23 protein-coding genes and 1 tRNA gene are annotated in these 23225 nt (G+C 70.5%); 16 read left to right on the top strand and 8 right to left on the bottom strand.

What is annotated here, in order from left to right:
* Positions 1–3: 3 nt before the first annotated feature.
* Both G6N49_RS24490 and selD read right to left on the bottom strand, forming a co-directional pair.
* Positions 4–393 (bottom strand): VOC family protein, encoded by a 390-nt coding sequence (locus tag G6N49_RS24490; protein ID WP_011562586.1) that lies wholly within the window; start codon positions 391–393, stop codon positions 4–6.
* Between the two features lie 21 nt (positions 394–414).
* On the bottom strand, positions 415–1416 hold the full coding sequence (gene selD, locus G6N49_RS24485) for a selenide, water dikinase SelD (protein WP_011562587.1): 1002 nt from the start codon (positions 1414–1416) through the stop codon (positions 415–417).
* A 39-nt stretch (positions 1417–1455) separates the two neighbouring features.
* Between selD and G6N49_RS24480 the strand changes: the two genes are divergently transcribed.
* The 8 genes from G6N49_RS24480 to nrfD all read left to right on the top strand — a co-directional run bounded on the left by G6N49_RS24480 (position 1456) and on the right by nrfD (position 11501).
* Positions 1456–1550 (top strand) — tRNA-Sec (locus G6N49_RS24480).
* 72 nt (positions 1551–1622) lie between these two features.
* Positions 1623–2900 (top strand): L-seryl-tRNA(Sec) selenium transferase, encoded by a 1278-nt coding sequence (gene selA, locus G6N49_RS24475; protein WP_011562588.1) that lies wholly within the window; start codon positions 1623–1625, stop codon positions 2898–2900.
* A complete protein-coding gene (locus G6N49_RS24470; protein WP_011562589.1) occupies positions 2891–4588 on the top strand; it encodes a selenocysteine-specific translation elongation factor in 1698 nt (565 codons plus the stop codon). Before selA ends, G6N49_RS24470 begins: the two co-directional genes overlap by 10 nt.
* A 36-nt stretch (positions 4589–4624) precedes the next feature.
* Positions 4625–4981 (top strand): PadR family transcriptional regulator, encoded by a 357-nt coding sequence (locus G6N49_RS24465; RefSeq protein WP_011562590.1) that lies wholly within the window; start codon positions 4625–4627, stop codon positions 4979–4981.
* Positions 4981–6327, top strand: coding sequence for a permease prefix domain 1-containing protein (locus tag G6N49_RS24460; RefSeq protein ID WP_011562591.1), 1347 nt, complete (start codon positions 4981–4983; stop codon positions 6325–6327). Before G6N49_RS24465 ends, G6N49_RS24460 begins: the two co-directional genes overlap by 1 nt.
* A 55-nt stretch (positions 6328–6382) precedes the next feature.
* Entirely contained in the window at positions 6383–9646 is a 3264-nt protein-coding gene (gene fdh, locus G6N49_RS24450) for a formate dehydrogenase (RefSeq protein WP_110807671.1), read from the top strand.
* A complete protein-coding gene (locus G6N49_RS24445) occupies positions 9646–10548 on the top strand; it encodes a 4Fe-4S dicluster domain-containing protein (RefSeq protein ID WP_011562594.1) in 903 nt (300 codons plus the stop codon). Before fdh ends, G6N49_RS24445 begins: the two co-directional genes overlap by 1 nt.
* Complete coding sequence (gene nrfD / locus G6N49_RS24440) at positions 10545–11501, top strand: NrfD/PsrC family molybdoenzyme membrane anchor subunit (protein ID WP_083044959.1); 957 nt, start codon at positions 10545–10547, stop codon at positions 11499–11501. The genes G6N49_RS24445 and nrfD overlap by 4 nt, the downstream gene beginning before the upstream one ends.
* On the opposite strand, the gene G6N49_RS24435 is transcribed toward nrfD, so the two are convergent.
* Complete coding sequence (locus G6N49_RS24435) at positions 11502–12212, bottom strand: cutinase family protein (RefSeq protein ID WP_083044958.1); 711 nt, start codon at positions 12210–12212, stop codon at positions 11502–11504.
* 99 nt (positions 12213–12311) lie between these two features.
* Between G6N49_RS24435 and G6N49_RS24430 the strand changes: the two genes are divergently transcribed.
* On the top strand, positions 12312–13319 hold the full coding sequence (locus G6N49_RS24430) for a CobW family GTP-binding protein (protein WP_011857503.1): 1008 nt from the start codon (positions 12312–12314) through the stop codon (positions 13317–13319).
* On the opposite strand, the gene G6N49_RS24425 is transcribed toward G6N49_RS24430, so the two are convergent.
* Both G6N49_RS24425 and G6N49_RS24420 read right to left on the bottom strand, forming a co-directional pair.
* Positions 13316–13900 (bottom strand): hypothetical protein, encoded by a 585-nt coding sequence (locus G6N49_RS24425; RefSeq protein WP_011857504.1) that lies wholly within the window; start codon positions 13898–13900, stop codon positions 13316–13318. The genes G6N49_RS24430 and G6N49_RS24425 overlap by 4 nt on opposite strands.
* A gap of 8 nt (positions 13901–13908) precedes the next feature.
* Positions 13909–14529, bottom strand: a complete 621-nt coding sequence (locus G6N49_RS24420) for a DUF3159 domain-containing protein (RefSeq protein ID WP_083044957.1) — start codon at positions 14527–14529, stop codon at positions 13909–13911.
* Positions 14530–14594: 65 nt separating this feature from the next.
* Here G6N49_RS24420 and G6N49_RS24415 point away from each other — a divergent pair, with 65 nt between their 5' ends.
* From G6N49_RS24415 to G6N49_RS24405, 3 genes are all read left to right on the top strand, one after another.
* The gene (locus tag G6N49_RS24415; protein ID WP_011562600.1) at positions 14595–15257 is read left to right on the top strand and encodes a TVP38/TMEM64 family protein; all 663 of its coding nucleotides are present in this window, start codon (positions 14595–14597) and stop codon (positions 15255–15257) included.
* A 10-nt stretch (positions 15258–15267) separates the two neighbouring features.
* Complete coding sequence (locus tag G6N49_RS24410; RefSeq protein WP_011857505.1) at positions 15268–16227, top strand: DNA polymerase domain-containing protein; 960 nt, start codon at positions 15268–15270, stop codon at positions 16225–16227.
* A gap of 130 nt (positions 16228–16357) precedes the next feature.
* Positions 16358–16606: a hypothetical protein gene (locus tag G6N49_RS24405; protein ID WP_011562602.1), complete on the top strand. Its 249-nt coding sequence runs from the start codon at positions 16358–16360 to the stop codon at positions 16604–16606.
* A 68-nt stretch (positions 16607–16674) separates the two neighbouring features.
* Here the strand turns inward: G6N49_RS24405 and G6N49_RS24400 are convergent, their stop codons facing one another.
* Complete coding sequence (locus G6N49_RS24400; protein ID WP_011857506.1) at positions 16675–17142, bottom strand: nuclear transport factor 2 family protein; 468 nt, start codon at positions 17140–17142, stop codon at positions 16675–16677.
* Positions 17135–17974 carry an SDR family oxidoreductase gene (locus G6N49_RS24395; protein ID WP_011857507.1) on the bottom strand — a complete coding sequence of 280 codons (840 nt, stop codon included), beginning with the start codon at positions 17972–17974 and terminating at the stop codon, positions 17135–17137. The genes G6N49_RS24400 and G6N49_RS24395 overlap by 8 nt, the downstream gene beginning before the upstream one ends.
* Before the next feature lie 94 nt (positions 17975–18068).
* On the opposite strand from G6N49_RS24395, the gene G6N49_RS24390 reads away from it, so the two are divergent.
* Positions 18069–18869 carry a class I SAM-dependent methyltransferase gene (locus tag G6N49_RS24390; protein WP_011857508.1) on the top strand — a complete coding sequence of 267 codons (801 nt, stop codon included), beginning with the start codon at positions 18069–18071 and terminating at the stop codon, positions 18867–18869.
* A gap of 1 nt (position 18870) precedes the next feature.
* On the opposite strand, the gene G6N49_RS24385 is transcribed toward G6N49_RS24390, so the two are convergent.
* Positions 18871–19425, bottom strand: coding sequence for a TetR/AcrR family transcriptional regulator (locus tag G6N49_RS24385; RefSeq protein ID WP_011857509.1), 555 nt, complete (start codon positions 19423–19425; stop codon positions 18871–18873).
* 105 nt (positions 19426–19530) lie between these two features.
* Here G6N49_RS24385 and G6N49_RS24380 point away from each other — a divergent pair, with 105 nt between their 5' ends.
* The 3 genes from G6N49_RS24380 (at position 19531) to G6N49_RS24370 (ending at position 22956) form a co-directional block, all read left to right on the top strand.
* Positions 19531–21078, top strand: coding sequence for a PucR family transcriptional regulator (locus G6N49_RS24380; RefSeq protein WP_011857510.1), 1548 nt, complete (start codon positions 19531–19533; stop codon positions 21076–21078).
* An 82-nt stretch (positions 21079–21160) separates the two neighbouring features.
* Positions 21161–22414 carry an NAD(P)/FAD-dependent oxidoreductase gene (locus G6N49_RS24375; RefSeq protein WP_011857511.1) on the top strand — a complete coding sequence of 418 codons (1254 nt, stop codon included), beginning with the start codon at positions 21161–21163 and terminating at the stop codon, positions 22412–22414.
* A gap of 80 nt (positions 22415–22494) precedes the next feature.
* Positions 22495–22956: a GreA/GreB family elongation factor gene (locus G6N49_RS24370; RefSeq protein ID WP_011562609.1), complete on the top strand. Its 462-nt coding sequence runs from the start codon at positions 22495–22497 to the stop codon at positions 22954–22956.
* Positions 22957–23225 lie beyond the last annotated feature (269 nt).

The following is a 23225-nucleotide window of genomic DNA, read 5'->3' as shown; positions in this document are numbered from 1 at the left end:
CGTTCAGTCGGGCCGTACCGTGCTCACGCAGAACGGGTGGCCGACCGGGTCGAGCAACACCCGCCACGCCTTGGCCGCGGGCTGAAACTCGGCCTCCGTCGCGCCGAGAGCCACAGCGGCGGCCACCGCCGCGTCCAGATCGTCGACGGCGACGTCGAAGTGCATCTGTTGACGTTGTGGACCGTCCGGCCAGTTCGGCGCCACGAAGGTGTCGGCACGCATCAACGTCACCATCGGACCCGCGCCGGACAGGGCGACGACACCTCGGTCGTGGGTGGCGAAGACCTCTTCGAGGCCGAGCAGTCCGCGGTAGAACGGTACGAGCCGGTCGGGGTCGGGACAGTCGATGGAGATGGACGCCAGGGTGCCGACGGGTCCTTCGGGGGAAGTCATGTCACCGAGCCTAGAACCGCCTCAGCGCACGACGAGTGTGTGTTCGCCGCGCGGCACGAGTTCACCGATGACGGGTGCGCCGGGAATCTCGCCCGCAATCAGCAGACCGCCGCTGGTCTGGGCGTCGGCCATCAGCAGCGCCTCGTCCGCCCCGACCGCCGACAGGTCGGCGTGCGGGGCCACCCACTCGAGGTTGCGCCGCGTGCCGCCGCTGACGTGACCCGCCGCGAGCGCCTCGCGCGCCCCGGCGATGTAGGGCACCGCCGCCGCGTCGACGACCGCGGTGACGCCGCTGGCCCTCGCGAGTTTGTAGAGATGCCCGAGCAGTCCGAATCCCGTGACGTCGGTGGCACATTCGGCACCGGCTTCGAGCGCCGCCACCGCCGCCTGCGCGTTGAGCGTGGTCATCACCGCGATCGCCTCCTCGGACCGCTCACCGGTGGCCTTGTGCCTGGTGTTGAGCACGCCGATCCCCAGCGGCTTCGTCAGCGACAGCGGCGTGCCGGGCTTACCGGCGTCGTTGCGCAGCAACCGGTTCGGATCCGCGATGCCCGTCACCGCCAGCCCGTACTTCGGTTCCGGGTCGTCGACGCTGTGCCCGCCGGCCAGGTGACAGCCCGCGGCGTTGCAGACGTCGAGCCCGCCGCGCAGCGTCTCGGCCGCGAGTTCGAACGGCAGCACGTCACGCGGCCAGCCCAGCAGGTTGACCGCCACCACCGGGCGTCCACCCATCGCGTACACGTCCGACAGCGCGTTGGTCGCCGCGATGCGGCCCCAGTCGTACGGATCGTCGACGACCGGGGTGAAGAAGTCGGTCGTGGCGATCAACGCGGTGTCGCCGGAGATCCGGACGGCCGCGGCGTCGTCGCCGTCGTCGAGGCCCACCAACAACTCCCCGAACGGACTGTCCGGCTGCGCGGCCGACAACCCGCGGACCACCTCCTCCAGCTCGCCCGGCGGGATCTTGCACGCGCATCCGCCGCCGTGGGCGTACTGGGTGAGTCGGTAGGTCACGGACGTCATGTCCACCATGGTGCCTGCCATGATGGGGCCATGGCCCAGGGAGGCGTATCCGGTCTGGTGACCGGCGCGATCTTCAAAATCGTCGAACGGCAGGATCTGTCGTTGGCGGGTTCGATTCCCGTCCGCCTCCGCCATCGTTCTTGTGATTTCGGCGTGCTGGGTCGCGCAGGGCGCGACCGCGCACGCCGAAATCACGTGGGTGGGCGATGACCGACCCGCGCCGGCGCGTGCCCCGCACCGATGCCCTGCTCGCCGACCCCCGGCTGGCCGAGGCCGCGCGGGTACTGGGCCGCACGCTGGTGAAAACGGTGATCGCCGACGCGCAGCAGCGCGCCCGCGCCGGTGACATCACGCCCGAACACGTCGCCGACCACGCGGTCGCCGCGCTGCCGTCGGCGGCGGCGAGCCTGCGGCCGGTGATCAACGCGACCGGTGTGGTCGTCCACACCAACCTCGGCCGCGCACCGCTGTCCCGGGCGGCCGTCGACGCGGTGGTGACGGCCGGCGGCGCGACCGACGTCGAATTCGACCTCGCCACCGGCCTGCGCGCCCGCCGGGGCCGCGGGGCGTTGGCCGCACTGGCTCGGGCGGTGCCCACCGCCGGTGGTGTACACGTGGTCAACAACAATGCCGCCGCGCTGCTGCTGGCCGCGATGACGCTGGCGAGTGGGCGTGAAATCGTCATCAGCCGAGGCGAACTCATCGAGATCGGCGACGGCTTCCGCATCCCCGAACTCCTCGAATCGACCGGCGCGCGCATCCGCGAGGTCGGCACCACCAACCGCACGCACCTGCGCGACTACGCCGACGCCATCGGCCCGGACACCGGGTTCGTACTCAAGGTGCACCCGTCGAACTACCACGTCACCGGCTTCACCAAGGCCGTGAGCATCACCGAGTTGGCCCGGCTCGACGCGCCGTTGGTCGTCGACATCGGCTCGGGGCTGCTGACCCCGCACCCGGTCCTGCCCGACGAACCGGATGCCACGACGGCGCTGCGCGCCGGCGCCGACCTCGTCACCGCCAGCGGGGACAAACTGCTCGGCGGCCCGCAGGCGGGGCTGCTGTTCGGCACCGCGGACCTGATCGAACGGCTCCGCAGGCATCCCGCCGCCCGCGCCCTGCGGGTCGACAAGCTCACCCTCGCCGCGCTCGAGGCGACGCTGGTGGGCCCGCCGACACCGGTCGAACGCGCGTTGACCGCCGACCTCGCCGATCTGCGGGAGCGCGCGCAGCGCCTGGCCACGCAGCTTCCGGACGCGCAGGCCGTCGACTGTGTCGCGGCGGTCGGCGGCGGCGGCGCCCCCGAGGTCACCCTGCCCAGCGCAGGCGTCAGCCTGCCCGAATCGTTCGCCGCGGCGCTGCGCGCGGGAACACCACCGGTGGTGGGCCGCGTCGAATCCGGCCGCTGCGTCCTCGACCTGCGCACGGTCGATCCGGAGGAGGATGCGCGGCTGCTCGAGGCCATCAGCAGATGTACGTAGTCGCCACCGCCGGACACGTCGACCACGGCAAGTCGACGCTGGTGCAGCGGCTCACCGGGATGTGGCCCGACCGGCTCGCCGAGGAGCAGCGCCGCGGCCTGACGATCGACCTCGGATTCGCCTGGGCCGACATCGGCGGACGCGAGATGGCGTTCGTCGACGTACCGGGACATGAGCGGTTCGTCGCGAACATGCTTGCGGGTGTGGGCCCGGTGCCGGCGGTGATGTTCGTCGTCGCCGCGACCGAGGGGTGGATGCCGCAGTCCGAGGAGCATCTGGCCGCCCTCGATGCGCTCGGTGTGCGACACGCGCTGCTGGTCGTCACGAAGGCCGATCTCACCGACCCCGCGCCGGCCGTCGAACAGGCGCTGCACGCCTTCGCCGACACCGGCCTGGCCGCGCCGCCGGTCGCCGTCAGCACGGATCTGGATCACGTCCGCGCCGAGCTGGTGGACCTCGTCGACCGGTTGCCCGCACCGGACGCCGGCGCCGACGTCCGGCTCTGGGTCGACCGCTCCTTCTCGGTGCGCGGTGCGGGCACCGTCGTCACCGGCACGCTCACCGCGGGAACCCTCGGGGTGGGTGACGAACTCGACCACGCCGGACGCCGCGTCACCGTGCGCGGACTGCAGTCGCTGGGGCAGCAGCGCAGCGCCGTCGGCCCGGTGGCGCGCGTGGCGGTGAACCTGCGCGGAGTCGACCGGCGCGAGATCGGCCGCGGCGACGCACTGCGCACCGCTGGGGCATGGCTGGACACCGACGAGGTGGACGTCGCGCTGCGCGCCGCCGACGGTGTGCACCGCCAACTCGTGTTGCACATCGGATCGGCCGCGGTGCCGGTGCATGTCCGCCCCCTTGGCGCCGCCGCCCGCCTGCGGTTGTCACATCCGCTGCCGCTGCGGGTCGGGGACGTCGGGTTGTTGCGCGACCCGGGACAGCACCGCATCGCCGCCGGGGTCGAGGTGCTCGACGTGCGGCCACCGCCGCTGCGGCGCCGGGGCGCGGCACGCGAGCGCGCCGCGGAGCTGGCCGAGGGACGGATACGTCCACCGGTGTGCGCCCGCGCATCGGATCTGCGTGCGATGGGGTTACCGCAGACTGGCCGGCGCATCGGCGCATGGGTGGTCGACGAGACGTGGTGGGCACAGCGGCGCGAGCAGGCGGTGGCCGCCGTGCGGCGGTGGTCGGCCGACCATGACGTGGCCGCCGGGATGCCGCTGGAGACGCTGCGCCGGGAAACCGGTCTGCCCGCAGCCGAACTCGTCACCCCGCTGTTGGCGGGCACCACCCTCGAGGTGTCGGACGGCCGGGTTCGCCGGCCCGGGATGACGCTGCCGACCAGGATCGACGAGGCGGTCCGCGCGGTCGAGAAGTCCTTGGCCGACGACCCGTTCCGCGCACCGGACGCGGACACCCTCGGGCAGTTGGGGCTCGGCACACCGGAACTGGCCGCGGCGGTGCGGTCCGGGCGGCTGACCCGGATCGCCGAGGGAGTCGTCCTCGGTGCCGACGCACTCGAGCGCGCCGCGGAGATCCTCACCGCGCTCCCCCAGCCGTTCACCGTCGCCGAGGCCAAACGCGCACTGGGCACCACCCGCCGCGTCGCGGTGCCACTGCTCGAGCAACTCGACGCGCAGCGGATCACCCGCCGCGACGCCGACGGCACCCGCACTGTCGCGAAACGCTGACGACGTCATACCTAGCGCTGCTAGGGTAGAGGCGCTATGCATATCGACAAGGACCTCGTGGCGGCCACCGCGACCCCACTCGTCCTCGGCATCCTCGCCGAAGGCGAGTCCTACGGGTACGCGATCATCAAGCGCGTCCACGACCTGTCGGGTGGTCGCATGCAGTGGACCGACGGGATGCTGTATCCGTTGCTGCACCGGCTCGAACGGCTCGGCTACGTATCGGCGTCGTGGGGTGTCTCCGACACCGGACGTCGCCGCAAGCACTACGCGATCACCGATGCCGGTCGAGAGATGTTGGCGCAGCGCCAGACTCAGTGGACGGTTGTCGTCGACGCGTTGAACCAGGTGTGGCGCGACGCCAGGCCGCCGCTCGCCGAGGGGTGGTCGTGATGGACGCCGACACCGCACTGGAATCGCAGATCGCCCAGTGGCGCGGTTACGTCGAACGCCACCAGACCATCTCGGCTGCCGACGCCGACGAGATGGAAGACCATCTGCGCAGCCAGATCTCGGACCTCACCGCGGCGGGGCTGATGGGCGACGAGGCATTCCTCGTCGCAGTCAAGCGCATGGGCAACATGAACGGCATCTCCCGGGAGTTCGCACACGAACACTCCGACCGGCTGTGGAAGCAACTCGTGCTGATGCCCGCCGCGCCCGACGCCCGTGCCGGTGGCCCGACGCGCGAGCTGTGGATGGTCCTCGCACTCGCGGTCGGTGCCGCCGTCGCGGTCAAGGTCGGCTCGGCACTGATGGGCGAGCAAGCGTTCGCGCGCAATGCCGCGTTGTTCGTGCTGCCGTTCCTCACGGCGTACTTCGCCTGGAAGCGCCAGATGTCGCCGCGCGCGGCCGCGGCGCTGTCGGTGCCGTTCGTGGTGGCGGCGGCCGCGTTGAACGGCTATCCGTTCCGCCCGGAGGGCGCGACGGAGGTGATCGCGGCGATCCACACCCCGATCGTGTTGTGGTTCGTCGTCGGCCTGGCCTATGCCGGAGGGCGGTGGCGATCCGACCGCCGCCGGATGGATTTCATCCGGTTCACCGGTGAATGGATCGTCTATCTCGCCCTGTTGGGGATCGGCGGCGGTGTCCTCGTCGGCCTGACCGTCGGCGCGTTCGACGCGCTCGGCATGGACGTCGAGTGGGTGATCGAAAGCTGGGTGCTGCCCTTCGGTGTGGCGGGCGCCGTGGTCGTCTCGGCGTGGTTGGTGGAGGCGAAGCAGAACGTGGTGGAGAACATCGCGCCCGTGCTCACCCGGGTGTTCACCCCGCTGACCATCCTGATGCTGCTGGTGCTGCTCGTGGCCTTCGCGGCGGCCGGCACAGTGGTGGGCGTCGACCGGAACCTGCTCATCCTGATGGACCTCATCCTGGTGCTGGTCCTCGGACTGGTGCTGTATGCGATCTCCGCGCGTGATCCGCAGGCCCCGGCCGACCTGTTCGACCGCCTGCAACTCGTCCTCGTGCTCAGCGCCCTGGCGGTCGATCTGCTCATGCTGGTCGCCATGCTCACCCGGATCGCCGAGTTCGGCGTCACGCCGAACAAGGTGACCGCACTCGGGCTCAACCTCGTCCTCCTGGTGAACCTGACGTGGTCGGCCCGCCTGCTCGCCGGATTCCTCCGCGGCCGCGTACCGTTCAGCGCCGCAGAACGCTGGCAGACCCGTTACCTTCCCGTCTTCGGCCTGTGGGCGGCGGTGGCTCTCGTCGTGATTCCGCCGGCCTTCGACTTCGTGTAGAAGTGGTTTGATCGCAGGTGCGCCGGGTATCGCCAGCCCACTCGAGGAGGACGGTGTGGACTTCAGGAAGCGGATCGAGTCGTGGCCGGTGTACCGGCAGCTCACCGGCGACGACGCATTGGGCCGAGGTAAGGCCGCCCAGTCGAAGCGCTCCCTGACCCTGACGCCCCGCACCGCCGACGCCGACCACGTCGCCCACTCCGTGTGCCCGTTCTGCGCGGTCGGCTGCGCGCAGAAGGTGTACGTCAAGGACGAGAAGGTCGTCCAGATCGAGGGCAATCCGGACAGCCCGATATCCCGGGGCCGCCTGTGCCCCAAGGGTTCTGCGAGCAAGCAACTGGTCACCGGTCCGCAACGGCTGACCAAGGTGCGCTACCGGCCGCCGTACGCCACCGAATGGCAGGACCTCGACCTCGACACGGCGATGGACATGGTCGCCGACCGCCTGCTCGACGCGCGCGAGAAGGGCTGGCAGCAGTTCGACGCCGACCGCAACACCCTGCGCCGCACCATGGGGATCGCCAGCCTGGGCGGTGCGACGCTCGACAACGAAGAGAACTACCTGATCAAGAAGCTCTTCACCGCCCTGGGTGCGTTACAGATCGAGAACCAGGCGCGTATTTGACACAGCGCCACGGTTCCCGGTCTGGGGGCCTCCTTCGGTCGCGGCGGGGCGACGGACTACCAGCAGGACCTCGTCAACTCGGACTTCATCGTCATCATGGGGTCCAACATGGCCGAGGCACATCCGGTCGGATTCCAGTGGGTGGTCGAGGCGAAGGCGCGCGGCACCGACGTGGTGCACATCGACCCGCGGTTCACCCGCACCAGCGCACTGGCCGACCGGTACGTATCGCTGCGCGCCGGTAGCGATATCGCCCTCCTCGGCGGGGTGATCAACTACATCCTGAGCAACGAGCTGGACTTCCGGGAGTACGTGACCGCGTACACCAACGCATCGTTCATCGTCGACGAACGGTTCAGCGACGCCGAGGATCTCGACGGTCTGTTCTCCGGCTACGACGACGCGACCGCCTCCTACGATCCGTCGACGTGGCAGTACCAGACCACCGATCCCGAGGAGGGCGGCGCCGAGGCCAAGGAGCAGAGCTCGGGCGACCGCTCCGGGTCCGGCGGTCCGCCGGTCGAGGGCGGTGCGGGTGACATCCCCAGGGACCCGACGCTGCAGGACCCGCGCTGCGTCTACCAGATCCTCAAACGGCACTACGCCCGCTACACCCCGGAGATGGTCGAGCGGGTGTGCGGGGTGCCCGCCGAACAGTTCCTCGAGGTGGCCCGCAAGTGGGCCGAGAACTCCGGGCGGGAGCGGACCGCCGCATTGGTCTACAGCGTCGGGTGGACCCAGCACACGATGGGCGCGCAGTTCATCCGCGCCGGCGCGATCATCCAGCTGCTGCTCGGCAACATCGGCCGCCCCGGCGGCGGGGTGTTCGCACTGCGCGGCCACGCCAGCATCCAGGGCTCGACCGACGTGCCGACGCTGTTCAACCTGCTGCCCGGCTACCTGGCGATGCCCCACGCGGGCCAGGAGACGCTGGCCGACTACCTCGACGACATCAAGAGCCGCAACCAGAAGGGCTTCTGGTTCAACGCCGATGCGTACATGGTGTCGCTGCTCAAGGAGTACTGGGGCGAGCACGCACGGGCGGACAACGACTTCTGCTTCGACTACCTGCCGCGCATCAGCGGCGACCACGGCACCTACCGCACGGTGATGGACATGGTCGACGGGAAGGTGTTCGGTTACTTCCTGCTCGGCCAGAACCCGGCGGTCGGGTCGGCGCACGGCCGTCTGCAGCGCCTGGGCATGGCCAACCTGGACTGGTTGGTGGTCCGCGACCTCGTCGAGATCGAGAGCGCCACCTTCTGGAAGTCGGGCCCCGAGGTCGAGACGGGTGAGATCACCCCGCAGACGTGCCGGACGGAGGTGTTCCTCTTCCCGGCCGCCTCGCATGTGGAGAAGGCGGGCACGTTCACGCAGACGCAACGGATGCTGCAGTGGCGGGAGAAGGCCGTCGAGCCGCCGGGCGACGCCCGCTCGGAACTGTGGTTCTTCTACCACCTGGGCCGCATCCTGCGGGAGAAGCTGGCCGGCTCCACCGACGAGCGTAACCGTCCGCTGCTCGAATTGTCCTGGGACTACGTGATGGACGGCGACGAACCGTCGGGTGAGGACGTACTGCGGCGGATCAGCGGTGTCGACCTCACGACCGGCCGCGCGGTGGACGACTACATGTCGCTCAGGGCCGACGGCACCACCATGTCCGGCTGCTGGATCTACAGCGGCGTGTACGCCGACGAGGTCAACCAGGCGGCGCGCCGCAAACCGCACGACCAGCAGGGGCCCTACGAGAACGAGTGGGGCTGGACGTGGCCGATGAACCGCCGCGTCCTGTACAACCGGGCCTCGGCGGATCCGCAGGGCCGGCCGTGGAGTGAGCGCAAGAAGCTGGTGTGGTGGGACACCGAGAAACAGGAGTGGACGGGGTACGACGTCCCCGACTTCGAGAAGCACAAGCCGCCGGACTACCGGCCCGCCCCGGGTGCGGTGGGCGTCGAGGCGCTGCACGGGGACGACCCGTTCATCATGCAGGCCGACGGTAAGGCATGGCTGTTCGCGCCGAACGGTCTCGCGGACGGTCCGCTACCCACACACTACGAACCGCACGAATCGCCGGTGCGCAACCCGCTGTACGCGCAGCAGGGCAATCCGGCTCGCAAAGTGTATGGACGAGCGGACAATCCGTCGAACCCGTCGCCGCCGGAACTGCACGGTGAGGTGTTCCCGTACGTGTTCACCGCCGCGCGGCTGACCGAACACCACACCGCGGGCGGGATGAGCCGGCAGCTGCCCTATCTGGCCGAGCTGCAGCCCGGGCTGTTCGTGGAGGTCTCCCCGCAGCTGGCGGCCGAACGCGGGCTGACCCACATGGAATGGGCGCACGTGATCACCAGCCGGGCGGCGGTGGACGCCCGGGTGTTCGTCACCGACCGGATGCGGCCGCTGCGGATCGACGACCATGTGGTGCACCAGATCTGGATGCCCTACCACTGGGGTAACGCCGGGCTGATCGACGGTGACGTGGTCAACGACCTGCTCGGCGTGGTCGCCGACCCGAACGTGTTCATCCAGGAGAGCAAGGTCGCGACGTGTGACATCCAGCCGGGCAGGCGCCCCCGCGGACCGGCGCTGCTCGAGTACATCGCGATGTACCGCGATCGGGCCCGCATCACCGTCGACACCGGGACCGACCTCGACACGACGAAACGGTCGACCGAACACACCGAGGAAACGTGATGCGCGAGAACAGCTTCTACGGTCCGCTCGAGGATCCGGCCGGTGACGCGGGATATTCGGAGCACCCGCAGCGGGTCGGGTTCTTCACCGACACCTCGGTGTGCATCGGCTGCAAAGCCTGCGAGGTCGCGTGCAAAGAGTGGAACGAGGTGCCCGTCTCAGGGGAAGGGGACGGGTTCAACCTGCTGGGCATGTCGTTCGACAACACCGGTGAACTGGGTGCGAACTCATGGCGGCACGTGGCGTTCATCGAACAGCCGGTCCCCCAACGCGAAACGGTCGATCTCGGCATGCCCGACATCGGCGGTGCGGGCATCGACATGGTGGGCGAGCGGCCCGACTTCCGGTGGCTGATGTCCTCCGACGTCTGCAAGCACTGCACGCACGCGGGCTGCCTCGACGTGTGCCCGACCGGCGCGCTGTTCCGCACCGAGTTCTCGACCGTCGTTGTGCAGCAGGACATCTGCAATGGCTGCGGGTACTGCGTCTCGGGCTGCCCGTACGGGGTGATCGAACGGCGCGAGGGCGACGGTCGGGCGTGGAAGTGCACGCTGTGCTACGACCGGCTGCACGACGGACTCGAACCCGCGTGCGCCAAGGCCTGCCCGACCGATTCGATCCAGTTCGGCCCGCTCGACGAACTGCGGGAACGCGCGGCGCTGCGGGTCGAGCAGCTGCACGAGCGCGGGGTGAGCGAGGCCCGGCTGTACGGCCATGACCCGAACGACGGGGTGGGCGGTGACGGCGCCTTCTTCCTGCTGCTCGACGAACCGGAAGTGTATGGGCTGCCGCCGGATCCGGTGGTCCCCACCCGTGACGCCGCCGCGATGTGGCGGTATGCGGGGATGGCGGCGTCGGCCCTGGTCGGTATCGCGGTCTCGGCCTTCACGAGGCGCTCATGAAGGAGCGCCTGGCCGTACCGAAGGCCGAGTTCCGCTCCTATTACGGTCGGCAGATCCTCAAGACGCCGGTCTGGAACTGGATGATCGCCGCCTATCTGTTCTCCGGCGGACTGTCGGCCGGCTCGGCGATGCTGGGCGCCGGCGCCGATCTGACGGGTAGGCCCGGGCTGCGGAAGGTCTCCCGGATCGGCTCGCTGGTCAGTCTCGTGGCGAGCATGTACTTCCTGATCGGCGACCTCGGCCGGCCCGAACGGTTCCACCACATGCTGCGGGTGGCGAAACCGAGTTCGCCGATGAGCATGGGCACGTGGATCCTGGGCGCGTACGGCCCCGGCGCCGGGGTGGCCGCGGTGGCCGAGGTGGCCGAGTTGATGCCCGCGCGGCTGCGGCGGACGCGGCTGGGGCGGTTGCTCGGATGGGCGGCGCGGCCCGCCGGTCTGGAGGCGGCGGTCGTGGCGCCCGGCGTCGCGTCGTACACCGCGGTCCTGTTGTCGCACTCCGCCGTTCCGGCCTGGAACGAGGCCCACCCGTACCTGCCGTTCGTGTTCACCGGTTCGGCGGCGGCCAGCGGCGGCGGGCTGGGCATGCTGCTGGCGCCGCTCGACGAATCGGGCCCGGCCCGCCGGATGGCGGTCGCGGGTGCGGCACTCGAGGTGGCGGCATCGCGGACGATGGAGCGCCGGCTCGGCGTCGTCGGCGAGGCCTACACCACCGGTAGGGCGCACCGCCTGCGGCAGTGGTCGGAGGTGCTCACCCTCGGCGGCGTGGCCGGCGCGGTGATCGGCCGGAACCGGGCCGTGCTGGCCGTCTCGGGGGCGGCGCTGCTCGCCGGGAGCGCGCTGCAGCGCTTCGGGGTGTTCGAGGCCGGTGTGGAGTCGACGAGAGACCCGAAATACGTCGTGGTGCCGCAACGGGAGCGGCTCGCCGCCGGTGAGCCTGCGCGCGCCCGCTGATCACAGGTGCGTGGCCGCGAACCCCGCCCCCTGATTGACCATGCCGTTCACCGGATACGACGCGTGCGCGGTGGTGCTGCCACCCGGTCCGCAGACCGGATCGCCCGCCGCGCACAGTTCGATGGTCCTGGCCGCGTACAGCGGCCCGGTCACCACCGGTGGCATCGCGTACTTCTGCAGGAACGGTCCCGACGGTTTGCCGAGCAGCACCACCGCGGCGACGTTGTCGGCGACGTCCGGGGCCAGCGCCGGCGGCATCGGGGCGGGCGTGGCCCCCTGGGGCACCGCGTCGCCGGTCACCAATCCGGACACCATCGCGCCCTGGGAGAACCCGCCGAGCACCAACCGGGTGTTGGGGCAGATCACCGACATCACCTGCACCCGATTCGTCGCATCCCGGATGCCGTCGACGACGGTCCTGGGAAAGTCCGGGCTGGTGAACGCCCCGCTGGCCGGATAGTTGACGGCGTACACCCCGAGCGTCCGCCATCCGAGCTGTGAGCGCAGCGAGTCGACGAAGGCCTGCCCGGTCCCGCCGACCCCCGGCGGTTCGGCGGTGCCCCGCGCGAAGATCACCTCGACGTCCGGGCACGGCTGCGCCGATGCCACCGGGGCCGGCCCGCCGGCCACAACGGCCCACGTCAGGGCCATCCCCGCCCCGGTCACCCCAAGAATCCTGCGCACCGCGTTCCGCGTTGCGACGACGTTCATCCCACCCCCACAGTCGCGTCATCCCCCGACCCGGAGACCGATGCTAATACCGGTGTCGACGGTCGCGCTTAGACTTCGCGACGGCGGAAAGGAGGCCAGGTGTCGGCAATCCCGGTCATCGCGTTGACCGGCTATCTGGGTGCCGGCAAGACCAGCCTGCTCAACCATGTGTTGCGGGCACCCGATGCCCGGGTGGGCGTGGTGATCAACGACTTCGGTGAACTCAACGTCGACGCCGCGCTGGTGACCGGTCAGGTGGACGAACCGGCCTCGATCGCCGGCGGCTGCATCTGCTGCCTACCGGACGAAGGCGGACTCGACGCCGCGCTGGAGAAACTGGCCGACCCGAAGCTGGGGCTGGACGCGATCATCGTCGAGGCGAGCGGTCTGGCCGACCCTGTCGCGGTCTCGCGGATCATCCGCTTCAGCGGCGTGGACCGGGTACGCCCCGGCGGGGTGGTCGACGTCATCGACGCCGCCATGCACTTCGACACCGTCGACCGCGGCGGCGCACCGCCCGCCCGCTACGCCGCGGCGTCGCTGGTGGTGGTCAACAAACTCGACCAGATCCCCGACGACGACCGTGCCGCCGCCCTCGAGCGCATCGAATCCCGGGTCCGGGAACGGCATCCGGAGGCGCACATCGTCGGCGCCGTCGGCGGCCGGGTCGACCCGGCTCTGCTCTACGACGTCGCCGACACCGAACTCGCCACCGGGCAGCTGTCCTTCCGCGAACTGCTGATCGCCGACGACACCCACCATCACGTGCACGCGGTGTCGGTGACGGCGACCAGCGAGGGGTGCGTCGATCCCGGCGCGCTGTTCGACCTGCTCGAGGATCCGCCCGCGGGGGTGTACCGGCTCAAGGGCACGGTCGCCGTCCGCTATCGGGACCGGGCCCGCCGCTACGTCGTCAACGTCGTCGGGCCGTCGGTCCACGTCGCGGCCGGGACGCCGGGCTCGGCGAACGTCCTGGTGGCGATCGGCACCGGATTCGACGTCGACGCGGTCCGTGCGCGCGTCGAGGCGGCGTTGCGTCGGTGCGACAAGCCGGTGCCGACGGCGGGGCTGCGCCGCCTGCAGCGGTACCGGCGGCTCAGCGCCTAGGTTCCGCGGTGGCCGGCCTCGGCGGGCAGAGGCGGGGGAAGCGGCGTGGTCGGTGTGGGTGTGGCGGGCGCGGGACCGGGCCCCGGGGAGGCCGGCGCGGTCGCGGCGGCCGGGCCGTGGAATTCGACCATTGTCTCCTCGCGGACGACGTCGTCGCCGATGGAGATCGTCAGGGCCTCCGACGTCACGGTGTAGGTAGCCACGTTGTTCGAGGCGACGTACTCACCGTCGCCCGTCGCCGTGGCGGCGGTGATCAACTTGGCGCCGTCACGCACCCGCACCCCGCGGTACTGGTACTTCCCGTCGGGCGACTTGCACACCGCGATGCGTGAGCTCTCGGTTCTGCCGTAGGCCACCGCGGTGCTGGGCGATGCGCAGCGCGCGGTGGAGTCGATGAACCCCTGCGCGTCGGAAGTGGGGGCGGCCGCAGCCGGATGCGCGCCGAAACTCAGCAGCGCCGTACCGGCCGCCGCGGCGACGGACCAACGGACCAGAGAGCGGGGTGTGGGCCGGAGAATGGACATCGCCCTCCACTCGACCACGCCGGGCCGGCGGAGGCGAGCGCCGACACCGAGCCACAACCGATTCGTTAGGTCTCCGAGACCGTCAGCGCCCGGTTGGCAGCGCGGATCGACAGGTAGATCACCGTGGTCGTCACCACGAACACCTGCCAGCCCATCGCGATCCGCGCGACCGCCAGCAACGCCTCCCGGTCGCTGTCGTAGAGGTGGTACTGCACGAGGAAGCGCGTCCAGGACACCGCGGCCATCATCAGTGTGGCGCCGTCGAAGATGCGCCGCACCCGACGCACCCGTCGCCATGAACCGTCCCGGCCGGTGAACCAGGCCCACACCACGCCGACCGCGGGCCGCCGGATCACCACCGACAGCGTGAACACCACCGCCAGGCCGAGGTACATCCAGATGCCGGGCAGGTAGAAATCCTTGCTCCTGCCGGTGATCCACGCGACGGCCGCGCACAGCCCCACCGCGGCGAAGCCGAGGACCGCGGGCCGGGTGGACTCCCCGCGCGCCAGCTGCCACACCAGGACGACGGCGGCCGCGGTGAGCGCCGCGACGATCGCCGGTACCAGCCCGAAGAGCGCCGACGTCGGGGCGAAGGCGGCGACCGGCAACGCGGTGGAGACCAGTCCCCGGATTCCGCCGGCGCGGGCGAGCAGGTTCTGCAGCGGGGGTGCCGATTCCGACATGCCGGGCCGGCTGGACATGGCCCCGAGGGTACTGCGTTGCGCAGCCCTGCGGCAGGATTGCTCCGGTGACCTCCCGGCGGCGCCACATCGCGCGGCTGGCCGTCTTCGCCGCGCTGGTGTTCGGCCTGTTCTATCTGGTGGCGGTGGAGCGGGTGATCGAGGTGGACGCGGTCCGCGACGCGGTCGCCGCGACCGGGCCCGTCGCCCCGCTCACCTACGTCGTGGTGTCGGCGACACTCGGTGCGCTGTTCGTACCCGGTCCGCTGCTGGCGGGCGGCAGCGGTCTGCTGTTCGGTCCGGTGCTCGGCACGTTCGTGACGCTGGGCGCGACGGTCGGCACGGCGGTCGTTGCCAGCCTCGTGGGGCGGCGGGCCGGACGGGACAGCGCCCGCGCGCTGCTGGGACCCGAGCGGGCGGAGCTACTCGACACGCAGATCGAACGGCGCGGCCTGTGGGCGGTGGTGGGACAGCGGTTCATCCCCGGCATCTCGGACGCGCTGGCCTCGTATGCGTTCGGCGCGTTCGGGGTTCCGCTGTGGCAGATGGCGGTCGGGGCGTTCATCGGTTCGGTGCCGCGGGCGTTCGTCTACACGGCATTGGGTGCGTCGATCGGCGACCTGTCGTCGCCGCTGGCCTACACGGCGATCGGCATCTGGGTGGTGACCGCGGTGGTGGGCGCCTTCGCCGCGCACCGCGGTTACCGGAGCTGGCGCAGGCGCCGGCCGTAGAGTCGCTGAGGTGAGCGCCGGGGAGAGCCGCGCCGGGGTGGCCCTGACCAATCTCGACCAACCGCTGAGCCCGGATGCCGGGGCGACCAAACGCGACCTCGTCGACTACCTCGATGCGGTGGCCGACCGGATCGTGCCCGGCCTGGCCGGGCGTCCCCTCACGGTCCTGCGGGTGCTGCGCGGGCAGGCGCCGTTCATGCAGAAGAACGCGCCGAAGTACACCCCGGAGTGGGTGAAGACCGTCGCGATCTGGGCGGAGAGCTCACACCGGGAGGTGCGGTATCCGCTGTGCGACGACCGCCGCACCCTGCTGTGGCTGGCGAATCAGCGTGCGGTCGAGTACCACCCGACGCTCGGTCTGGCCGAGAACATCTACCGGCCCACCCACCTGGTGCTCGATCTGGATCCGCCGACGGAGACCGATTTCGCGGCGGTCGTCGACGTCGCGCAGTTGGTCCGGCAGGCGCTCGCCGACAGCGGACTCGCGGGTGCGGTCAAGACGAGCGGGGCCAAGGGTCTGCACGTCTTCGTACCGGTCGACGACAGCGCACCGGTCGAGGACGTCGCCGCCGCGACGCGGGCGCTGGCGGCGCGTGCGGAAGCCCTCGACCCGTCGATCGCCACCACGGCGTTCATCGTCGAGGACCGCCACAGCAAGGTCTTCGTCGATTCGACGCGGGCCGGCGGTGCCACCGTCGCGGCGGCCTACAGCCCGCGGTTGCGGCCGGGCACTCCGGTGTCGTTTCCCCTCGACTGGTCGGAGCTGTCCGCGGTCACGCCGGGGGACTTCACCGTGCACACCGCCGTCGAAGCGCTCGACGGCCGCGATCCGTGGGCCGAGTCGATGCCTGCCCCGCAGCGGTTGCCCGACGAGCTCATCGAACACGGCCGCACCATCCCCGTCGCCCGGGTGGCCGCGATGCACGAAGGCAAGCGCCGCGCCAAGGCCCGCCGCACCGGCGGTGCGTGACCACCGCCGCTTCAGGCACGCGAAAGTGCCATTCGACAACCAATTACTGCCACTGGAATTAAACGGCTGACCTGCGGGTTCAGTAGATCAGACCACAAAGAATTCCAGAGGGACAGAAAGAAGAACGAAGATGAACAAGCTCGGATTCGCCACCATCATCGCCGGCGGACTGGCCACCGGTTTCCTCGCACTGGCCACCCCCGCCCAGGCCGCCCCGGCCGGACCGGGCAACGCCCAGAACACCATCGAGAAGCTCGACGACCGCGGCTACGCCGTCCGGGTCAACCACCAGGGCATGGTCAAGCCGCTCGACCAGTCGAGCATCGTCTCGGTGCGCTACGACAACGACGACCGCGTCGTCTACGTCACCGTCCGCTGATATCCGCACCACCGACGAGGGGCACCCGAAACGGGTGCCCCTCGTTCGTGTTTCGACCTGCCGGTGGTTCACAACCCCAGATCGCTGAGCCCGGGGTGATCCTGCGGCCGTGGGCCGCTGCGGTCCCATCCGAACAGGCGATCGGCCTCGCCGATCGGGACGTCGTTGATGCTGGCGTGCCGCGTCTTCATCAACCCGTCGGAGGTGAACTCCCAGTTCTCGTTGCCGTAGGCACGGAACCACCGCCCCGCGTCGTCGTGGAACTCATAGGCGAACCGCACGGCGATACGGTCGTCGCCGAAGGCCCAGAGTTCCTTGATGAGCCGGTATTCCAGTTCCCTGGCCCACTTGTCGGTGAGGAACTCGACGATCTCCTCGCGACCACGCAGGAAGGTGGAACGGTTGCGCCAGCGGCTGTCCGTTGTGTAACCCAGCGCCACCCGCGCGGGGTCGCGGGTGTTCCAGAGGTCTTCGCCGGCACGCACTTTGGCGATCGCGGTGTCACGCGTGAACGGCGGCGTCAACGGCTCAGGCATTGTCGGCGGCGACCCGGGCGCGTTCCCGCATCGAGGCGACAACTCCGCCGTCGTTGAGGATGTCGGTGCCGGTGAGGTAGCCGGCCCGGTCACCGGCGCAGAAGGCCAGCAGTTCGGCCATCTCCTCCGGTTTGCCCCATCGCGGCACCGCGGCGTCGGCGACCATCGCCCCGGCGCCGGCCTGTTCCTCCAACCGGCCCATCTCGGTGTCGATCGAACCCGGTGACACCGAGACGATGCGCAGCCCGCGGGCGTTGAACCGCTCGGCCTGCGCGCTGCTGTACCACTTGACGAAGTTCTTGCTCAGCGCGTAGGCGTAACCGGACTGCGCCTCCTCGGGGACCACTGCGCAGGCCGCCAGCATGTCGGCCATGAACGCGTCCTGGTCGTCGAGGGCGCGGGGGAACTGTCCGGTCGGGACGATCTCCTCGGGCAGCAGGTGTGCCGCCATCGAGGCCAGGTTGACGATCGCTGCGCCTTCGCCTGCCCTGCTGGAGAAGACCTCGTTGACGTTGACCGTGCCGATCGCATTGGTGCGCATGACGTATTCCGCGTCGCCCATGCTGGGGCTGACCCCGGCGGTGTGGATGACCGAGACGATCGGCCCCAGGCTCGCCGCGGTGTCGAACAACGCCTCGACGGCATCGCGCTCGGTCACATCGCAGTGGACCGCCGTGGGCGTGATCCCGAGGTCGTGCAGCGTCGCGACGGCGGCGTCGAGGCGCTCCTTGCGGACGTCGCAGAGCACCACCGTATGGTCGCCGCCGACGATCCGCGCCGTCGCCAGACCCATCCCGCCCGCACCACCTGTGATCACCGAGACTCGACTCATACCTGAACCGTATACACATCCCGCTGTCGGTACGTTGGGTCCGGTGGACCAAGCAGACCGTGACAAAGCAGACAGTGACAAGACAAGCGCCGGAATGCTGAGCGGTGTCTCGGAGACCGCGCTCCTGACGCTGAACGGCCGGGCGCACCAGGCGCGACACCCGAAGGCCATCATCGACGACCCGATGGCGATCCGCCTCGTCGACTCCATCGATTTCGACTTCGACAAGTTCGGCCGCAAGGGCCAGGAGATGGCGTTGCGCTCGCTGGCCTTCGACCGGGCGGCGATCCGGCACCTCGACGCGCATCCGTCCGCGACGGTGGTGGCGTTGGCCGAGGGTCTGCAGACCAGCTTCTGGCGGCTCACCAGCGCACGGCCGGACCTCGACTTCAGTTGGCTGACAGTCGATTTCGAACCGATCATCGCACTGCGCGAACGGTTGCTGCCGCACTCCGACCGGATCAGCACTCTCGCGCAGTCGGCGCTGGACTTCTCATGGATGGACCACGTCGACACCAGCAACGGTGTGTTCATCACCGCCGAGGGCCTGCTGATGTACCTGCAGCCCCACGAGTCGATGCGCCTGATCACCGAGTGCGCCAGGCGGTTTCCTGGTGGACAGATGATCTTCGACCTGCCGCCGGTGCTGGTGAAGAAGCTGGCGCCCAACGGGATGCGGGCCTCCCGCCGGTACCGAGTCCCACCGATGCCGTTCAGCCTGACGCCGAATCAGCTGGCCGATCTCGCGATCACCGTCCCCGGTGTCCGTGCGGTGCACGACCTTCCGATGCCGCGGGGCCGCGGCCTGCTGTTCGAGAAGCTGTACCCGGCGTTCTGGGAGTTCAAGCCGACCAAGCAGATGCGCGGCGCCTACACGTTGCTCGAGTTCGGGTAGGTCATCCCGTCACCGCCTCGGTGAGCAACGAGGCGATGCGGTGGTGGATGGCATCGGTGTCGTCCTCGACGGCGACGGTGGACAGGAACAGCGCCGCACCGGCCGCCATCACCAGGACGGCGCGGGCGTCACGTTCCTCGCCGGCGCCCGAGCCGAACAGTTCGACCGCGGGGCCGCTGAACTCGGCCCACAGCCGTCGCCGCATGGCCTCGTTCTCGGCCATCGCGAGCAGCAGGCCGGGCACCGCCGCCCGGACCTCGGGGCGGGCGAAGAGCTGCCGGCTCCCCCGCACCACCCAGTCGATCCAGCCGCGCCGATCGGTGCCGGCGAACGGCGCCAGATCCGGGCGGTCGCCGAGGATGGCGTGGAACACCAGTTCGGATTTGGACGGCCACCGGCGGTTGATACTCGATCGGCTCACCCCCGACCGCACCGCGATCTGGCGCATGCTCAGGTCGTCCCAGCCGCTTTCGACCAGCAGGTCCCGGGTGACCGCGAGGACCCGCTCGTCGATCGAGCGGTCCCGGGGCCGGCCCTGCGATTTTCCGTCCGCCACGCCGCAATTGAACCGCGAGGTCCGTGCGGGCGGGTGTTCATGCTGGTGGCAGCCGAGCGGACCACCGCATTAGGCTGAGCGCGTCGCTCGGCGTGGGGAGCATGTGTGGTCACTTTGGACCGGCTCGTCAATGTGCTCGGCGGTTACGGCGTCCAGTTCCGGGCGGGTTCGGCGCCGCGCTCGACCGAGTTGCGCACCGTGGTGATCCACGAGGATCGCCACGTCGTCGGCGACGTCCTGCTGGCGGTCGGAGCCGATTCGGTGGCCACCGCACTCGAATGGGCGCGCGCCGCACGGGCGGCGGTGGTGCTGGTCCGCGGCGACGACGTCGGTGTGGACGCGGCAGCGGCCGGCGGGCCCGCGGTTCTCACGGTCGATCCCGACGTGTCCTGGAGTGAGTTGGCCGCGCTGGTGTTCGGCCTGGTGCTCGAGGGGCGCGAGACGGAGTCCGGGCGCGGCCCGACCGATCTGTTCGCGCTGGCCGACAGCCTGGCCGACGCGATCGGCGGTGCGGTCACCATCGAGGACCGGCACTGGCGGGTGCTGGCCTACTCGCGGATGCAGCAACACGCCGATGACGCGCGCGTCGCGACCATCCTCGGTAGGCAGGCCCCCGACAGACTGCGGGCGCTGTTCACCGAACGCGGCGTAGCCCGGCACCTCGCCAACTCGGATGAACCGATGTTCGTGGCCCCCGCACCCGCCGACGGGCTCGCCGGCCGGATGGTGATCGCGGCCCGCGCCGGTCGCGAACTGCTCGGCTCGGTGTGGGTGGCCTGCGCGGAGGAGTTGCGCGGTGACCAGCTGCGCGCGTTGGCCGACGGCGCCCGCATGGTCGCACTGCACCTGTTGCGGTCGCGGGCCAGCGCCGACCTCGAGCGCCAGGTGGAATCCGATCTGGTGATCGGTCTGCTGGAGGGCACCGTCGACGCCCCGACGGTGGTGAGCAAGCTGGCGTTGCCGCCTGCGGGACTGCGGGTCATCGCGCTGCGCGCCCGCCTCGGCGAGGAACGCCACGCGGCGCTGCTGTTGGCCTTCGAACGCGCGACCACGGGTTTCGGGTGGTCGCGGCCCGGCCGCTCCACGCTGTCGGCCACCACCGTCTACACCGTGTTGCCCAGCGAACCGGCGGAGACCGCGCGCCGCTGGGTGGACAGCCTGCGGGCCGCACTGCCGGAACGGGCCGCCATCCTCGCCGGAATCAGCAGTACGGCAACGGTTTTGGAACTGCCGACGGCTCGTGACGAGGCCGACGAGTGCCTGGCGCTGCACGAACTGCAGGGCGGCGTCGGCGAGGCGCCCGCCTACGACGAGTCCTGGGACGACATCGTGCTGCGGCGGCTGCGGATCGCCGCGCGCGTCGGCCGCACCCCGCAACGCGGACCGGTGGCCGACCTGCGGCGCCACGACGAGCATCACGGGACCCGCTACGTGGACACGCTGCGCGCCTGGCTGGCCGCGCAGGGAGATCTGCACGAGGCGGCCGAGCGCCTGGGCGTGCACGAGAACACCGTGCGCTACCGGCTGCGCAAGATGGCCGAGGTCACCGACCTCGACCTGACCGACGCGCGCAAGCGGCTGGCCATGACGGTCGAACTCGCCGCTACAGACGACGACGGTTTCACGTTGTCGGAGGCCGACAAAATCTCGTGACCGTGTTGTCCCGAGCGGGCAACCGCCGGACGCCGAACACCGCCATCATCGGTGGGGACAGGAGTCCAGTGGAGGTGGCGTGATGTTCGGCGGTGACGGAGTCGACGGCGGACCCCGATCGGTGATCGTGGTGGGCGCCGGCATCGTCGGCCTGTCCACCGCCTGGTTCCTGCAGGAGCGCGGCGTCGAGGTGACGGTGGTCGACCGCGGCGGGGTGGCCGCGGGCGCGTCCTGGGGTAACGCCGGCTGGGTGTCTCCGGCGCTGACGATTCCCCTCAACCAGCCGTCGGTGCTGGGCTACGGGCTGCGGTCGCTGGCGAACCCGGCCGCACCGCTGCACGTCCCCGCCCGCGCCGACATCAGGCTGTGGTCGTTCCTCACCCGGTTCGCGGCCAACTGCCGACGCTCGTCGTGGGACCGCGCGGTCGCCGCCAACCTGCCGTTCAACGCCGAATGCCTCGAAGCGTTCGACGTGCTGACCGGCAACGGGGTCGACGTACCGACCACCGACTGTCCGATCACCGCGGTGTTCACCTCCGAACGGCAGGCCGCGCACCTGCTCGACGAACTGCGCGCCTTGCAGCAGGCGGGTCAGGACGTGTCCTACCGCCGCCTCACCCTCGATGAGCTCGAGGATCAGGTGCCACTGGCGTCGCGGGCGGTGACGGTCGGCGTCAGCGTCGAGGATCAGCGGTTCGTCGATCCGGGGCGGTTCACCCACGCGCTGGCCCGGGCGGTCGTGGCGCGCGGGGCGACGATCAGCGAGGTCGACGTCGTCGACCTGCTGCCCCACCGGCGAGGGGTCCGGGTCTACCCCCGGACCGGCGCACCGCTGACCGCCGACGCCGCGGTGATCGCCACCGGCGCCTGGATCTCTGCGCTCGCCGACCGGTGGGTCCGCACACCGGTGCGCGCCGGGCGCGGCTACTCGTTCACCGTGCCCGTCGACCGTCCGGTGCCGGGTCCGATCTATCTGCCCGAGGTGCGGGTGGCGTGCACGCCCTACCGGGGGGCGCTGCGCGTCGCGGGCACCATGGAATTCCGCGGCCCGGACGAACCGGCGATCCCGGCCCGCGTCGAGGCGATCGTCGGTTCGACCGCACCGCTGTTCGACGGTGTGCGCTGGGGTGAGCGCACCGACGAGTGGGTGGGTCCTCGGCCCGTCACCCCCGACGGCCGGCCGCTGATCGGAAACGTCGACCGCAATGTGTACGTCGCGGGCGGCCACGGGATGTGGGGGCTGGCGCACGGCCCCGTCACCGGCCGCCTGCTGGCCGAGCAGATCACCACCGGTAAGCAACCCGAGGCGCTGCGGGCCGTCGACCCGCTGCGCTGACCACAGACCGGCATCGAGTCGTCAGGGGCGGCGCATCGGCCCGCCCCTGACGACGATTCCCGCTTTCTCGAGGAGGACCCATGACGACAGCACAGCGTGTCTGGATGACCCCGGTCGCCTACCGGCGCCTACAGGACGAACTGACCGAACTCCGGACCCTGATCGCCAACGAAGCGCCCGACGACGGCCAGGAGAACACCGTCGCGGTGCAGCGTGCCCGTCAGACCCGCATCCAGCAGATCCACGACCTGCTGCTCAACGCCGTGGTCGGCGAGGATCCGCCCGACGACGGTGTCGCCGAACCCGGCATGGTGCTGACGGTGCGATTCGACCAGACCGGCGACGAGGAGACGTTCCTGCTCGGCGTCCGCGGAGCGGAGTACGGCGACCTCGAGGTGTACTCGGTGAGCTCCCCGCTCGGTGAGGCACTGATCGGCGCCCGGCCCGGTGATCGGCGCACCTATGAGGTGCCCAGCGGGGCGTCCGTCCCGGTCACGCTGCTCAAGGCGGTGCCGTTCGGGATGCACCACCCGCGCGGCTGACACCGTCATCGCACGGAAAGCCACGGAAAGGCACGGCACGGAAATCGGGCGCGTCCCGGGGCCAAGATTGCCGAAGTGCCGTATCCGCGCGGTACCGTCATTGCGGGTTGACCTGACAGCCCGAGGACGCGTCACGGTGGCGAGACGATCTCCCCGCCGCACGAGCGGAAGTGCTCCGACGTCGCCCCGCGGAATTCAGCGCCCGTCGCAACCGTCGGTTGCGTCACGCATCCCGATTCGACATCCACTGCTCGGCGTCCTGCGAAGCC

Source organism: Mycolicibacterium monacense (assembly GCF_010731575.1).
In the GTDB taxonomy this organism is placed as follows: Bacteria; Actinomycetota; Actinomycetes; order Mycobacteriales; family Mycobacteriaceae; genus Mycobacterium; species Mycobacterium monacense.
Note: the sequence above shows the minus strand (reverse complement) of the source record. Positions and strands in the feature narration are given on the sequence as shown.

Excerpts from the sequence above, each read along its gene's own strand:
- G6N49_RS24490 (WP_011562586.1), bottom strand. The coding sequence starts at position 393 with ATGACTTCCCCCGAAGGACCCGTCGGCACCCTGGCGTCCATCTCCATC.
- selD (WP_011562587.1), bottom strand. The coding sequence starts at position 1,416 with ATGACGTCCGTGACCTACCGACTCACCCAGTACGCCCACGGCGGCGGA.
- selA (WP_011562588.1), top strand. The coding sequence starts at position 1,623 with ATGACCGACCCGCGCCGGCGCGTGCCCCGCACCGATGCCCTGCTCGCC.
- G6N49_RS24470 (WP_011562589.1), top strand. The coding sequence starts at position 2,891 with ATGTACGTAGTCGCCACCGCCGGACACGTCGACCACGGCAAGTCGACG.
- G6N49_RS24465 (WP_011562590.1), top strand. The coding sequence starts at position 4,625 with ATGCATATCGACAAGGACCTCGTGGCGGCCACCGCGACCCCACTCGTC.
- G6N49_RS24460 (WP_011562591.1), top strand. The coding sequence starts at position 4,981 with ATGGACGCCGACACCGCACTGGAATCGCAGATCGCCCAGTGGCGCGGT.
- G6N49_RS24445 (WP_011562594.1), top strand. The coding sequence starts at position 9,646 with ATGCGCGAGAACAGCTTCTACGGTCCGCTCGAGGATCCGGCCGGTGAC.
- nrfD (WP_083044959.1), top strand. The coding sequence starts at position 10,545 with ATGAAGGAGCGCCTGGCCGTACCGAAGGCCGAGTTCCGCTCCTATTAC.
- G6N49_RS24435 (WP_083044958.1), bottom strand. The coding sequence starts at position 12,212 with ATGAACGTCGTCGCAACGCGGAACGCGGTGCGCAGGATTCTTGGGGTG.
- G6N49_RS24420 (WP_083044957.1), bottom strand. The coding sequence starts at position 14,529 with ATGTCGGAATCGGCACCCCCGCTGCAGAACCTGCTCGCCCGCGCCGGC.
- G6N49_RS24405 (WP_011562602.1), top strand. The coding sequence starts at position 16,358 with ATGAACAAGCTCGGATTCGCCACCATCATCGCCGGCGGACTGGCCACC.
- G6N49_RS24400 (WP_011857506.1), bottom strand. The coding sequence starts at position 17,142 with ATGCCTGAGCCGTTGACGCCGCCGTTCACGCGTGACACCGCGATCGCC.
- G6N49_RS24395 (WP_011857507.1), bottom strand. The coding sequence starts at position 17,974 with ATGAGTCGAGTCTCGGTGATCACAGGTGGTGCGGGCGGGATGGGTCTG.
- G6N49_RS24390 (WP_011857508.1), top strand. The coding sequence starts at position 18,069 with ATGCTGAGCGGTGTCTCGGAGACCGCGCTCCTGACGCTGAACGGCCGG.
- G6N49_RS24375 (WP_011857511.1), top strand. The coding sequence starts at position 21,161 with ATGTTCGGCGGTGACGGAGTCGACGGCGGACCCCGATCGGTGATCGTG.
- G6N49_RS24370 (WP_011562609.1), top strand. The coding sequence starts at position 22,495 with ATGACGACAGCACAGCGTGTCTGGATGACCCCGGTCGCCTACCGGCGC.